The organism is Paenibacillus allorhizoplanae, from assembly GCF_927798215.1.
In the GTDB taxonomy this organism is placed as follows: Bacteria; Bacillota; Bacilli; order Paenibacillales; family NBRC-103111; genus Paenibacillus_E; species Paenibacillus_E allorhizoplanae.
The window spans coordinates 266,611-280,784 of sequence record NZ_CAKMMW010000002.1; the positions used below are offsets into that span (position 1 = coordinate 266,611).

General features: G+C 46.3%; 15 protein-coding genes. 3 read left to right on the forward strand and 12 right to left on the reverse strand.

The window, feature by feature from the left end:
* Positions 1–363: 363 nt before the first annotated feature.
* From L6I86_RS03800 to L6I86_RS03825, 6 genes are all read right to left on the reverse strand, one after another.
* Positions 364–1,251: a multicopper oxidase family protein gene (locus L6I86_RS03800; protein WP_236284761.1), complete on the reverse strand. Its 888-nt coding sequence runs from the start codon at positions 1,249–1,251 to the stop codon at positions 364–366.
* Between the two features lie 81 nt (positions 1,252–1,332).
* The gene (msrB, locus tag L6I86_RS03805; RefSeq protein WP_236284765.1) at positions 1,333–2,316 is read right to left on the reverse strand and encodes a peptide-methionine (R)-S-oxide reductase MsrB; all 984 of its coding nucleotides are present in this window, start codon (positions 2,314–2,316) and stop codon (positions 1,333–1,335) included.
* Positions 2,317–2,431: 115 nt separating this feature from the next.
* Positions 2,432–3,364 (reverse strand): manganese-dependent inorganic pyrophosphatase, encoded by a 933-nt coding sequence (locus L6I86_RS03810; protein ID WP_236284767.1) that lies wholly within the window; start codon positions 3,362–3,364, stop codon positions 2,432–2,434.
* Between the two features lie 165 nt (positions 3,365–3,529).
* Positions 3,530–4,282 carry a polysaccharide deacetylase family protein gene (locus L6I86_RS03815; protein WP_236284769.1) on the reverse strand — a complete coding sequence of 251 codons (753 nt, stop codon included), beginning with the start codon at positions 4,280–4,282 and terminating at the stop codon, positions 3,530–3,532.
* Between the two features lie 446 nt (positions 4,283–4,728).
* The gene (locus L6I86_RS03820; RefSeq protein ID WP_236284771.1) at positions 4,729–5,280 is read right to left on the reverse strand and encodes a DUF1697 domain-containing protein; all 552 of its coding nucleotides are present in this window, start codon (positions 5,278–5,280) and stop codon (positions 4,729–4,731) included.
* A gap of 46 nt (positions 5,281–5,326) precedes the next feature.
* Positions 5,327–6,217 carry an HAD family hydrolase gene (locus tag L6I86_RS03825; RefSeq protein WP_236284773.1) on the reverse strand — a complete coding sequence of 297 codons (891 nt, stop codon included), beginning with the start codon at positions 6,215–6,217 and terminating at the stop codon, positions 5,327–5,329.
* A gap of 169 nt (positions 6,218–6,386) precedes the next feature.
* On the opposite strand from L6I86_RS03825, the gene L6I86_RS03830 reads away from it, so the two are divergent.
* The 3 genes from L6I86_RS03830 to L6I86_RS03840 all read left to right on the forward strand — a co-directional run bounded on the left by L6I86_RS03830 (position 6,387) and on the right by L6I86_RS03840 (position 8,441).
* Complete coding sequence (locus L6I86_RS03830) at positions 6,387–7,163, forward strand: threonine/serine exporter family protein (RefSeq protein WP_236285655.1); 777 nt, start codon at positions 6,387–6,389, stop codon at positions 7,161–7,163.
* Position 7,164: 1 nt separating this feature from the next.
* Positions 7,165–7,596: a threonine/serine exporter family protein gene (locus tag L6I86_RS03835; protein ID WP_236284775.1), complete on the forward strand. Its 432-nt coding sequence runs from the start codon at positions 7,165–7,167 to the stop codon at positions 7,594–7,596.
* A 149-nt stretch (positions 7,597–7,745) separates the two neighbouring features.
* Positions 7,746–8,441 (forward strand): class I SAM-dependent methyltransferase, encoded by a 696-nt coding sequence (locus tag L6I86_RS03840; protein WP_236284778.1) that lies wholly within the window; start codon positions 7,746–7,748, stop codon positions 8,439–8,441.
* 33 nt (positions 8,442–8,474) lie between these two features.
* Here the strand turns inward: L6I86_RS03840 and L6I86_RS03845 are convergent, their stop codons facing one another.
* From L6I86_RS03845 to L6I86_RS03870, 6 genes are all read right to left on the reverse strand, one after another.
* On the reverse strand, positions 8,475–8,921 hold the full coding sequence (locus L6I86_RS03845; protein WP_236285656.1) for a DUF2269 domain-containing protein: 447 nt from the start codon (positions 8,919–8,921) through the stop codon (positions 8,475–8,477).
* 56 nt (positions 8,922–8,977) lie between these two features.
* Positions 8,978–9,325, reverse strand: coding sequence for an ASCH domain-containing protein (locus L6I86_RS03850; RefSeq protein ID WP_236284780.1), 348 nt, complete (start codon positions 9,323–9,325; stop codon positions 8,978–8,980).
* 88 nt (positions 9,326–9,413) lie between these two features.
* Positions 9,414–9,587 (reverse strand): hypothetical protein, encoded by a 174-nt coding sequence (locus L6I86_RS03855; RefSeq protein ID WP_173109369.1) that lies wholly within the window; start codon positions 9,585–9,587, stop codon positions 9,414–9,416.
* Positions 9,588–9,695: 108 nt separating this feature from the next.
* The gene (locus L6I86_RS03860) at positions 9,696–10,697 is read right to left on the reverse strand and encodes an aldose 1-epimerase (RefSeq protein WP_236284782.1); all 1,002 of its coding nucleotides are present in this window, start codon (positions 10,695–10,697) and stop codon (positions 9,696–9,698) included.
* 199 nt (positions 10,698–10,896) lie between these two features.
* Positions 10,897–12,384, reverse strand: a complete 1,488-nt coding sequence (araA, locus tag L6I86_RS03865; RefSeq protein ID WP_236284784.1) for an L-arabinose isomerase — start codon at positions 12,382–12,384, stop codon at positions 10,897–10,899.
* Between the two features lie 65 nt (positions 12,385–12,449).
* Positions 12,450–14,129: a ribulokinase gene (locus L6I86_RS03870; RefSeq protein WP_236284786.1), complete on the reverse strand. Its 1,680-nt coding sequence runs from the start codon at positions 14,127–14,129 to the stop codon at positions 12,450–12,452.
* Positions 14,130–14,174: the final 45 nt, after the last annotated feature.

The following is a 14,174-nucleotide window of genomic DNA, read 5'->3' on the forward strand; positions in this document are numbered from 1 at the left end:
GTAGTTGTGAACGCAAAAAAACGCATCTCTCCCAGAAAGGGACGAGTGCGTTCAGCTCGTGGTTCCACCCTAATTCGACTCCGATCATGCAAGTCCTTATTAGTATCCGTTATCGGGGATAAGGCGGTGTCACTTACTTCCATGCGTTATTTCGCAGTGGGTTCAGCGTCACAGCTACAAAGGGGTAATTTCCAACCGGCAACAGGAGAAGATTTCAGCTAGTACTTCTCTCTCTGGGCAGTTCGTGATGAAAATCATGTCTTTGATCATAACTTCATATGTGATTATGGAACTCATATTACCTACTCAAACAGGTCAACGTCAAGGGTCATCCGAGGATAAAATAACTATAACCATTCTCTCCTACACATACTGAACGACCGTGAACATACCACCTGTCGGCTTCGTCATGTTATTCGATGTATGATGCGGCATATGACAATGAAGCGGCCAGACGCCGTAATTTTGCGCTGAAAACTCAATATCCGTGGTGACTCCGCTAGGCACAAGTATCGTGTTGCGCAGTTCTCTATTGAAATGAGGTATCGTGTTCCCATCTGCTGCTGCAACCCAGAACTGATGCCCATGCAAATGGATGGGGTGTGCATTCATCCCAATATTCCCAAAGCGAATACGCACCTCATCACCGAATCGGACAGGTAACGGCGTTGTATGTGGGAAGCAGCGACCATTCATCGTAAAAAAATTAAAGCCATCCGACATCGTATCCAGCTCAAACTGCCCTGTCTTCACCACGCCTTTTTCCATGCCCTTTAAGTGAAACTCTTGCAGCATAATGAAATAATCGCTCTGGGCACTGCATTCATAGGGATCCTCAATGATAAAACCTCCACCTAAGCCCATTAACTCTTGAAAGGCAGCGTCGACATGAGTGTGATACATATGTGTACCTGGCGGATTGACAATTTGAAAATGATAGTCAAAAAATTGGCCTTGTTCGATATAAGGAGAAGGTTCAACGGCCGGCACACCGTCCATGCGATTCGGCACATCGAGCCCATGCCAGTGAACACTTGTCGCCTCCGGCAGCCGATTGTGTACACGAATTGTCACCCAATCACCGGGAAACACACGTATCGTCGGCCCTGGGATACTTCCGTTGTATCCCCATCCATTGAAGAACACACCTGGTAGAATTTCTTGCTCAACAGGCTCAGCGATTAACTCAAAAAACTTCACACCTTGCAAATTAACAAAGCTTAGATCTCGCAAATTTGGTGATACGACCATGGTAGCTCCCTCCCGTTTCAACGCTCCATAGTTAAATGTATGCGGGAACGGGAGAGACTTACCTGTCTTACCTGTAACACTTTACTTCTTGTCGAAGAATCGCAGGTAGGCGCCGTAGCCTTCCTTCTCCATGTTAGCGAGTGGAATGAATCGCAACGAAGCTGAATTGATGCAGTAACGAAGACCATTTGGACCTGGACCATCGTTAAACACATGACCCAAATGCGAATCCGCCTCCGTGCTCCGAACCTCTGTCCGTACCATGAAATGACTTGTATCTGTTACTTCTTTCACATGTCCTTCAAATAATGGCTTGGTGAAGCTCGGCCAGCCGCAGCCTGAATCGAATTTATCATAAGAAGTGAATAAGGGCTCTCCTGACACGATGTCCACGTAGAGACCTATCTCTTTGTGATCATGGAACTCATTCTGGAAGGGACGCTCTGTGGCATTATTTTGCGTAACCTCGTATTGGAGAGGTGTGAGTGCTTTCTTGCGCTCTTCTTTATCCTTCGCTGTGTTCCAAAATTGTGAGATATACGCATCGCGCCCTGAACCTTTACGGTAGGCTTTGTAGTGAGTCGGGTTTTTGTGATGATAATCTTGATGATACTCTTCACCTGGATAAAATGCTTCTGCATCAATTCGCTCGATTTCCGTCACAATTGGACGATCGAATCGACCGCTGTCTTGCAGCGCTTGTTTGGACGCCTGAGCTCTGGCGAACTGTTCATCGCTATGGGCAAAAATCGCCGTACGATAAGAAGATCCCCGATCATGGAATTGCCCGCCAGCATCGGTTGGATCAATTTGACGCCAGTATGTCTCAAGTAATTTGTCGTACGGATACAATTCTGGATCAAATGTAATTTGCACAGCTTCTGCATGCCCCGTCGTTTCGGTACACACCTCTTTGTATGTCGGATTGGTCGTGTGCCCACCTATATAACCGGAAACAACAGAAATAATGCCGGGCAGTGACTCGAAAGGCGTCACCATACACCAGAAACAACCTCCTGCAAATGTCGCTTTATCTGAATGAACTTCTTGGATAGAATCTGTCATGTTTTCGCCACCTCTTTCTTAAAGTATCCTCTTATCATACCAAAAGTTAACGGGATAACCAAAAACACCGCTCATTAGTATGAACGGTGCTCGTAATTGCGCTAATGTAGGTACCCTACAGGTTATTGAAAATGTCTGTAAGCACAGGCACGATTTGTGATTTACGGGAAACAACGCCTTTAAGTACGGCTTTGTTATCAACAAGAGAAACGTTGTAAGCTTTCTCAACTGCATCTGCTTTTCGTCCTAGAGCAAGACCTACGGAGTCATTGTTCAAAATGTCCGTTACAACGAACAAGAACAAGTCTAGGTTTTTCTCAGCGATAATCGCTTGAAGCGCCGTTTCGATTTCAGCTTGCCCAGAAAGGACATCGTTCACATCAACCGCATTCACTTGTGCGATTTCGGCTTTATAGCTGCCTAATTGGAATTCTTTGGCATCCAAAGAAATCAACTGTGCAACCGTTTTGTCGCTAAGATCCGCGCCTGCTTTCAGCATGTTCAGACCATACACTTCAGCGTCTACACCAGCGATTGCAGCTAGTTCACGCGCAGCAGCAACGTCTTGCTCTGTGCAAGTTGGGGATTTGAATAGCAAAGAATCAGAAATAATAGCAGAAAGCATCAAACCAGCGATATCTGCATCGATGGAAACACCGTTTTCTTTGTACAATTTATTTAAAATCGTTGCTGTGCAACCAACCGGCTCTGCGCGGTAGTAAAGCGGGTGGCTTGTCTCGAAATTAGCAATACGGTGGTGGTCAATGACTTCCACTACACGTACTTGATCGATGTCGCTGGCGCTTTGTTGGCGCTCAACGTGGTCAACCAAGATGACATTTGCTGCTTCGTTAGCAATAGTTTGAACTTCACGTGGAGCTGCAACTTTAAAAGTATCAAGCGCAAATTGCGTTTCGCCATTAATGGAACCTAGACGAACTGCTTCTACTTCTTGACCTAATTTTGTTTTCAGTGCTGCATAAGCAATTGCGGATGTGATTGAATCAGTGTCCGGATTTTTATGTCCGAAAATAAGTGTTTTTGACATTGTACGACTCCTTAAACGACACATTTTAGTGAGAGTGCTTATCATCTCTATATACGATTATACTCAAAAATTTAGGTAAATCCACTATTAAACGAGGAGTGTTCATAAATCCACTAGAAATGCTTGGTAAAATCGATACAAAAGCAAGGAATAAACAAATCTCGCTTACTTGGACGTATCCTCCGTTAATTGCTGTACCCATTCTTCGAATGGTTTTTGGCTGTCTACGACAATGCGATGCAGCTCCAGTGGGGGTTGATCTGACGAAGCCCAGCCTGCGTGTGTGGTGAAAGCATAGCTGAAATGAGCTTTCTTTAAAATTCGGAGCGTCTTGCGGTTGTAATCACCGTACGGATAAGCGAACGTATTCGCTGGTTTCCCCAGCTCTTGCTCGATCTTGGCGCGCGCAGCGAGTATCTCTTCGCGCTGCGCTTTCTTGCTGAGCTTGGGCAGATGCGGATGCGTCACGGTATGTGACGCAATATCCCAGCCTGCTGCGCTCAGCTCATGAATTTGTGGCCAGGTAAGGTAACCTGGCGTGCCCACAAGGCCCGTCGACAAGTACAGCGTCGCCGGAAATTTATACTTCTGGAGGATGGGCAACGCCACCTCCGCGTTATTGGCATAGCCGTCATCGAACGTGAGCAGCACGGGGTGAGTCGGTGACGGCTGGTCTTGCTGGATGACGGTGGCGAATTCAGCCAGCGTCATCGGGGTGTAGTGATGCGCGGCCAAATAATCCATTTGGCGCGCGAACGTATCGGGGTGGAGCACGTACGTGTTCCCCGGGTCCACCCCGATGCTATGGTAGTTCAGCACGGGGATGGCGGCCCCGTGCTTGGCCTTCGCTGGCGTGGCGAAGCACGCCAGGAGGATGCCCGCGAGCAGCAGCGCTTTCTTATTCTTCCAAAGGTTCATCTTAGGTCGCCTACCTTTAACTGAACACGTATGTTCACTGATTGTTCTCCTAAGCCTCCCCCATCAACTCGTCGAATATGCAAAAAATCCCAAGTACACTAGCTACTTATCAACACTTGATCATTGTTGATAACATTAGCGATTTACTGGGAGCTGGGTTAATCCAATATTACCTAACTACAACTAGAATTACTTGTGCAAATGCACTAATAGTCCGATTTCACCGAACTATTTAGCCAATTTCCTCGCCTGATGGTTGTTTGAGGCGATTTAGTTCGGCTATTTCGGACTAAATAAGTTTTAATGACACGAACGTTGAGATTAATTAGGCATTTTCGGACTAATGGGTGCTGAGAGAGTAATCCGTCATGAGTGACATGCATTTGGAGCTCTGTAAGCCGATTTTTTCGATTTGCACGGCCGCGTCTCAGCCTCCAAGCCGTGCACTATTTCCCCGACTCCCCCGCCAATTGAATCAACTTATTCACCGTTTCCCAATTCCGAGTGGTCGCAGCCACACCTAGCTTCTTCTCGATAAAGTTGTTGCTGAATTTGGAGTCGCCGTAGTTTTTGCGTATGAGCAGATACACAGTCAATCCCTTGACGTGATACTCGTCCACTTCACTCTTCGCAGCATCTAGCTTAGCAAGCGCCGCTTCTGTCGGAACTTGGGACAAGAAAGTAACGTATCTTTGCTCATTCGCATCCACATTTACACTCGGATAAGGTGTTTCTTGTACTACCTCTTGCAGCTCTGCCGGAGTACGAATAATGACAGGAATGTCAAACGTCAGCTGTTCCTTTAGCTCATGAACGATCCGATCTCGTACGATCGAAGCATCCAGCTCCTCTGCATCAAAAATCACATTCCCACTCTGAATATAGGTACTCACATTCGTAAATGCCATAGATTCGAAGAGCTGCCTAAGCCTGTCCATTTTAATAATTTTCTGACCACTCACATTGATTCCACGCAACATAGCGACGAACAGCGCCATAAAATCCACTCCCTTTACCTCTTTCTACTCACTAAATCTTTACAACTTACCCTACCTCATTTACATGTGTTCCATCGATACAGGCAGCAATATATACAGCTACACCATCCTCATCATTACTCCTGACTATCTCATCCGCCAGCTGCAAAATCTCTGGATGCGCATTCGCCACCGCAACTTTACGACCTGCCTCAAGAAACATACCCGTATCGTTCAAATTATCACCGAATACCGTCACATCCTCGGACGTGCATCCAACGAGCTCAGCCCATAACCGCAAACCCATCTGCTTATTCGCTTCGGGATGACTGAATTCAAGGAAATAGTGCCCAGCAATATAATTATCCTTCATCAAATGAATATGAACCTCTGCCCCCATTACTTCCTGTACCGCAGTTTTCAAAGGAAGAAGCTCCTCCAACAGGCCGATATACGTCAAAATTAACGTTCGCAATGTTTCCGTACTCCAGAGCTCATCCACCTCTTGAAATCTCGGATCATTTGGCCGACTTGCCAGGAATTGAAGATCCCCCGAACGTTCCAATCTCTCGTGATGCACCCGCTCATTATCCTGCTCATCGAGTGCAAACAGCAGTGTTGTCATACCCATCGTTTTGCCCATTTGAATAATCGCATTACTCCGCTCACAATCCAGCCACCGTCCGCCAAGGACCCGCTTCTGCACAGGATCAAACAACATCGCCCCATTATACAAAACAAGCGGATACCGCCACGGGATTTCCGAAACGACTGCCTGCGAGCTCTGATAACTACGTGCAGTTGCGTAACTAATGACCGCCCCCTGCTCAAGTGCTGAAGCTATGACGCTTCTTGTATAGTCCGATGGCTTCGCATGGGAGTTCAACAAGGTTCCGTCCAAATCGGTTAAGAAATAGTTACGATCCTTATGTTGAACAAATTTGATATCCAGACTCATGATCCATCCTCCAAGTCCCTTGTTCCTATCTGACTTCTTTTTTATCCAAGCATTATATCATAAACACAAGGAAAATTTGCCTATGTCTCAACCCTCTCTCATTTTCAATCGCAATCAATTTGATTTATACTTAGGTCAATTATTCCAAAAGAGAAAGGATACGGATCACATGGCACAGCAGCCTGCAGCGACGAATTATGAAATCGCACAAGTGTGTTTACTCGCGGGTAAAATCATGCTGGAAAACGGCGGCGAAACCTATCGGGTTGAGGATACGATGACCCACGTGGCCGAGGCCTTTGGTATTCCGAATTCTCACAGCTTTGTCACGCCTACTGGCATCATTTTCTCGATAGATGGGCCTGAACAGACGACTCGACTCATTCGCATTTCTTCGCGCTCAACGGATTTACGGAAAGTAACTGTCGTGAATGCCATTTCTCGCAGAATCAGTCAAGGTGAGCTATCGCCAACAGCGGCGTATCAGGAGCTTGAAGCTCTTTGTGCCGATACACGTAGATATCCCGCGTGGTTACAGGCGTTGGCCGCTGCGATCGCGAGCGGTTGTTTTCTCATCATGTTCCAAGGCACGTGGTCCGATTTCTTCCCGGCCTTCCTTGCTGGTGGTGCGGGTACCATCTCGCTGACTTTTTTCCATCGTTTAGTTCCAATCAAATTTTTTGCTGAATTTCTCGCATCCTTAATTATTGGACTTCTAGCCTACTTAACGGTCAAAATAGGGCTCGGTCATAATCTGGATAAAATTATCATTGGCTCCGTCATGCCGCTCGTGCCTGGGCTGCTGATCACTAATGCTGTGCGGGATTTAATGGCAGGACATTTCGTATCTGGCGTCTCCAAAGGCGCGGAAGCATTCTTGACCGCATTCGCGATCGGCGCAGGGATAGCCTTTGTTTTGACATTTTATCCAGGGAAGGGGTTCTAGTATGGACATGTTGGAGCAGCTCGTAACAAGCTTCATTTCGACTTCCGCTTTCGGCATCATTTTCAATGTACCACGTAGAACGCTTGTACAATGTGGGTTTGTTGGGATGATTGGTTGGATGCTCTATTTCTCTTTTCAAAAAGTGTATCTGGATCCCATCTTGGCCACCCTTATTGCGTCCTTTGTAGTTACGATTATTTCGCAGTTTTTCGCAAAAATATATAAAACACCCGTCATCGTATTCAGTGTCTCCGGGATCATCCCTCTAGTCCCTGGTGGACTAGCTTATGACGCCATGCGTAATGTCGTACAAAATCATTACGACCTCGCTGTGCAGCTCGCTGCAAAAGCTTTTTTGCTCTCAGGGGCAATCGCCATCGGACTGGTGTTCTCAGAAGTCATTAACGTGTTGTTAAGACGAACAAGAGCTTAATTTACGCACTAAAATGAATAACTATCTAATCTTTAATAGTTTTTACCTATAACTCCAGTGCTTTTACATCTTGGATTTTTTTCTAACTGCCCTTTACACTAGGGATATAGAACAAATACACCAAGGTTTGGAAATGGAGCTGAAGACGCATGACCGACAACGCTAACCATCAGATTTTAACGAAATTCGATGAAATTGCCCAAAAGTATGACAGCCAACGTAGAAAGTTGATTCCTTGTTTCGATGATTTTTATAATACGGCCGCTTCTTTGGTCCAATTAGACCAGCAAGCACCACGTATTCTTGATTTAGGCGCAGGGACAGGACTTTTCTCATCCTATATCTTGCGTTCGTACCCAGAGGCGCGTTTAACCTTAATTGACCTGTCGACGGGGATGCTGGATATAGCCAAAGAAAGATTTGCTGAAACAGGGGCTTCGGAAGTAACCTACCATGTCGGAGATTATTCGACCTTTGATGATGGAGAGCCTTATGATGCTATCATCTCCTCCCTCTCCATTCATCATTTGGAGGATGAGGCTAAGCAAGCACTGTATGCACATATTTTCCACTTATTAAAACCAGGCGGCGTCTTCGTTAATGCCGATCAAGTCTTAGGCAAGACTCCCTTCCTTGATGGCTTATACCGATCGGATTGGGTCGCCAAGATTGAAGCCACGGATCTATCTCCAGAAGCGCTGCAAGCCGCCTATGAGCGTACGAAGCTGGACAAAATGGCACCATTGGATACGCAGCTTGGCTGGCTTCGCGACTCCGGCTTTTCAGATGTGGACTGCGTCTATAAGTCCTATAATTTTGTCGTGATGTTGGCTAGAAAACTTTAATGGGATTGAGATGACTACTTCTACACGGAAGCTTTACCAGATCGTCGGCTTGGACACCATGAACCACATCATCGCAAGCGTAATGATCACATACAAGATCAAAGCCTTACGTAGCTTGTTTACGAGGAAATTACGATCTTCATGCGGAGCTTTGAGCTGGCGCAGCAGTGGTGAAAATGCACGTGCGATGAAGTAAAGCGAAGCGACCATAATTAGGACCGTCGCGACAATCCAGGAGGTTTTCCAACTCCAGGCCGTAATCCATGTTAGAAGAATGCCAGTCGCAACCAACACATGTCCTGCATGCTTCGTCAGTCGAACGGTAATCCGAAACGGCTCTAAGTAATCAGGCAACGACTCAAATGGTGCTCTACGAATAAGCGCTAATAAAGGAAACAAGACGAAATAAGGGCCGATACTTAACACAACGCTGAAAATATGAATATAGAGCATGATAATATACCAAGACAAGTTGATCATCCTATCTATAATGTGAATAAACCGTGTGAATCCAAGGATCCACACGGTTCTTTGTGTTATTCGGCTTTTGTAAATTCGTGTACCCATACTTTCATCTGTGGCAGCCAAGGCATTCCTGGATGCATAGCAAGAATACTGTCGCGATACTCATCAACGGTTTCGTGACCTTCTTGTTTCGCATGTTCAGGTGTTAGTTCACCCAAAGCTTGTTGATACACATTGGTTACTGTAAAGGATGTTCCTTGCAGATCCATGGTTTCACCAATATCCGCATAACGTCCATTTCGACGACAAGCCGTTTTTTGGCCAGCAAGCACTTTGCTTACTTCTGCTTCTTTCGTAACTAGTCGATCGATGGAACACGTTTTTGGTGGTAATGTCTCATTTACGTTCGTTTCATTCATGTTGTTCCCTCCTTTTGCCAGTTTTTATTATAGCGAATCCGGTTCGCTTTGTCGAACTGACGCCTTCCTTTGGATTCAATCGCAGAATTTACTCCCTCAAAGCTTCTTTTAGCTTCGTTGACATGCTCTCCATGGAACCCGACGCAGGAGGCTTAACACCGCGCAGACGCGCGATTTCCGCCTTTAATCTCTCATTCTCAGACAATAACGCCTCAACTTTGGCGATCATCTGATCTCGATCTAAGTGATCCCACTTCCCCATCCTTACCCCTCCTTGGCTCAAAAATACCCCCTCCTCGCAAGTCGATCATCCCATTGGATTCTCTCCATGCATCAAAGGGGGTGCTTCCTATTGCTAATCATGTAGCGATTATTTCGTGATTTTGATTGTATATAATCGGGCAGTTTCTTCCCACACTTCACCTGGCTCTAAGGAAACAAGTCCGATTTGATCAGCAGGCAGATCCACATTCGGTGCATTAACCAAATTCATTTGCGGCTCAGGGCAGAAGAAGCCCTCTGTTTTGCCATTGTTCCAGATCATCCATTGCTTATAGGAAGTCCCGACATCATACACGAGTTTGATGCCTTCACGTGCATCTGTTAATGCCATAAAGTTGCGGCTATTTTGCGGAACGCTCGTATAATGATTATCCATTCCCTCAAAGAATGGCGACAAACCGCCAACTTTCATCTTCTCTTCATCCGCTGATAGCGCTTGATACTCGCCAGTTGGCAGCATTCGCTCGTTCAACGCCCAACGCTCACCGATTGTCATTTGGAACGTATAATCCGAAGGCTGGCTGTTCACGGCAAATGGCGCGTTAATCGTTGTATGGAACGCTAACAAGCATGGCATCGCTTCAATGCCCTCATTATGTACGGAAATCTGTTGGTGCAAACCTTGCTCATTCAAGGTATAGATCAAGCGAATTGTAAAGTCAAAAGGTAGGAATTCATGAACGGAATGTCCCTCACGTACTCGCAAAGCTAATGCGACGCGGCTTTCATTGCCATCACTGCTGAAATTCTCAACTGCCCATGGAATATTGTGTACAAATCCATGCAAATGATTACCTGTCTTAGGTTCATTGACTGGGAATTGGAATACATTGCCTTTCCAAGGGAACTTGCCATCTTCATAACGGTTCGGAGGGAATAACACAGGAATCCCATGAACGATTGGACGCTCTTTAAACGCTTCCATCTCTTCCAGCGCAGGCTCGCGCAAGAAACGGTATTCCTTCTCTATATCACGGAAAGCAATCAGATTTGCACCAACATCTGGCAAAACTACCGCTTCATAACGCCCAGCTTGCAGCCAAATCGCTTGTTCACCGTTGTACGTACCTTCATATGCTTTGGTAGACATCTCTTCATTCTCCTCCTAAATAACTGCTTATCCTTGTCCAATATTTGGACGGACACAATGCTTTCACTTTAGCCCATATGTGCAAAAAAAGTCAATGGACGTAAATTGCTTTTATATCGACAAATGTGACTTTCCATGAAGTGTGAAGAAAAACCTGAGGCTACGGGCCTCAGGTCCTTAACATACATAGATAGATAACTTAGCGTTTCCATACGGCATCATTCCAACGAAGCTCATTGCGGAACTGCAAGGTTGATGTATTTTTATTAATAATGACGACTTCAATCCCTGCTAGCTCAGCCCAATCCACGAGTTGCTCTGTGCTCACATGATAAGAGAACACCGTGTGATGTGCGCCGCCTGCAAGAATCCAAGCTTCTGCTGAATCACGCAAGGACGGCTGCGGCTTCCAAAGAACGCGTGCCACAGGCAATTTCGGCATCGCTTTAACCGGTTGAACCGCATCAACTTCGTTAATTAGCAAACGGAAGCGATTGCCCATATCGATAAGTGAAGCATTCAGCGCAGGGCCGGAAGCACCATCGAAAACAAGACGAGCCGGATCCGCTTTGCCGCCGATACCAAGCGGGTGCACTTCGATTTTCGGGCGAGTTGCCGAGATCGTTGGACAAATTTCAAGCATATGCGAGCCAAGCACGAGCTCATTGCCTGATTCCATATGATACGTATAGTCCTCCATGAAGGAAGTCCCTTTATTGTTCGCCATGATTTTCATCACGCGCAGCAATGCAGAAGTTTTCCAATCCCCTTCGCCACCGAACCCGTATCCTTGCTCCATCAAACGTTGAACCGCAAGACCAGGCAATTGCTTAAGACCATGCAAATCCTCAAATGTCGTTGTGAATGCACCGAAACCGCCCTCTTGGAGGAATGATTTCATCCCAAGCTCGATGCGAGCTTGCTCACGAATCGCATCTCGAATCGGGCCCGCTGTACGTCCTTCAGGCGTAATATCATACACTTCGTTGTATTCATCCATCAGATGATCAACTTCAGCTTCAGAGATATCTCCTACACGTTGTACAAGATCGCCTACACCGAACCCATTGATAGACCAACCGAATTTAATTTGCGCTTCTACTTTATCGCCTTCTGTTACAGCAACATGGCGCATATTATCACCAAAACGAGCAACCTTTAAATTACGACCTTCAATGAATCCCATGGCCGTGCGCATCCAACCACCAATACGCTCAAGTACGGCTGGATCCTCCCAGTAACCGACAATGACTTTACGAGCAATGCCCATGCGCGCGCCGATGAAACCATATTCACGGTCACCGTGGGCTGCTTGGTTCAAGTTCATGAAATCCATATCGATCGTATCCCAAGGGATATCACGGTTGAACTGTGTGTGCAAGTGAAGCAATGGCTTACGGTATTCCGAAAGTCCTGCAATCCACATTTTGGCAGGTGAGAATGTATGCATCCAAGTAATAATTCCCGCGCAGGAATCATCAGCATTCGCATCCAGACATAGTCTACGAATCGCATCAGGCGTAGTTAGAACGGGTTTAAACACCAGTTTGCTTGGGATAGCTTCAGAACGATCAATACCTTCTGTAATTTGTTTAGAGTGTTCGTCTACTTGAAGTAATGTTTCAGGTCCGTACAAATGCTGACTACCAGTAACAAACCAAAATACTTTTTCTGAAAAAGGGTTCATGGGATTAATGCCTCCTAGGATATTGGGTTATTGAATTGCAAATACGTTCAGTGAGTCGCGGATCATTAATGACGAGCTTCCTCGCGAATCGAGCGAAGTCGTTTCATAACATCATTGTCACCACGACCAAAATAGTCATGCAGCTTGCTGTATTCTTGGTACAATTTCTCGTAAACAGCCACGTTCTCAGCAATTGGTTTGAACGTTTCTTTACGAACTCGTGCCATTTGCTTCGCGGCATCCACAATGCTGTCATAGCCGCCTTTGTCGGCACCCGCAGCAACAGCTCCGAACATCGCAGCACCAAGCGCTGGCGTCTGTTTAGAATCAGCGATTTTAATTTCACGGTTCGTAACATCCGCATAAATTTGCATCAACAGATGATTCTTCTGCGGCAGACCACCACATGCGTACAATTCTTCAACCTCAACCCCGTTGCTATGGAAAGCATCAACAATTTTACGTGTGCCGAAAGCCGTTGCTTCCAGCAAAGTGCGATAAATTTCTTCTGGTTTCGTAAGTAAGGAATAACCTAGGATAAGTCCATTTAACTCTGTATCTACTAGCACCGAACGGTTACCGTTCCACCAGTCCAAAGCAAGTAAGCCCGTTTCACCTGGTTTGTAAGCGGATGCATGGCGCTCCAGCCATTCATGCACGTTGATGCCTTCCTCAGCCGCAGCTTTTTCCACATACGCAGGAACACCTTGCTCCACATACCATGCGAAAATATCACCAACCGCCGATTGTCCTGCTTCATAACCTAAGTAGCCTGGAATAATGCCGTCTTCCACAACGCCGCACATGCCTTCTACTTCTTTCTCTTCTGTACCAAGCAGCATATGACAGATGGAAGTCCCCATTGCCATGACTAGCTTGCCTGGCGTAACTACGCCAACACCAGGTACAGCTGCATGCGCATCAACGTTACCAACCGCGATCGCAGTTCCAGCAACGAGCCCCATGCGCTCAGCCATAGCTGCTGTCAATTCCCCGGCTTTCGTACCTAGGGCAACAACATCTCCGCGAAGTTTCGTTTCTGCGACATCTACAAGTCTAGGATCCAATGCTTGAAAGAAATCTTGGCTTGGGTACCCATCTTGCTTGTGCCAAATCGATTTATAACCTGCTGTACAGCTGTTGCGCACGATCTCGGATTGACCTGTCATTTGAGACACAACCCAGTCCGTCGCTTCTAAGAAACGATCCGCCTGCTCATAAATCTCAGGTGCTTCATTCAAAATCTGCCAAACTTTCGCAATCATCCACTCGGAAGAAATTTTACCGCCATAACGTGGTAAGAAAGCTTCTCCTCTGCTCGCTGCAATCTCATTAATGAGTGTGGCTTCATCTTGTGCGGCATGATGCTTCCACAGTTTCACCCAGCTATGCGGATTCGCCGCAAGTGCTGGCTCGAAGCATAGTGGTTGACCTTCTTTATTAATCGGGAGCATCGTACACGCCGTGAAATCAATACCCAATCCGATAATATCTGCTGGATCTACGCCAGATGCACGTACAACTGCTGGAACAGATTGTGTAAGTACATCAATATAATCTTGAGGATGTTGTAAAGCCCAATCGTATTCTAATTTCACACCGGACACCGGCAGTTTCTCATCAATAACATTGTGAGGATATGGCGTAACGTGATCTGCTACCTCTGTGCCATCACTCAAATCAACCAGAACCGCGCGTCCTGATTCCGTACCATAGTCAACACCAATCGCATATTTCTTCGACATGGGGAGCCTCCTTCAAGATTATACCTATTTCTTGTTCTTAGTATA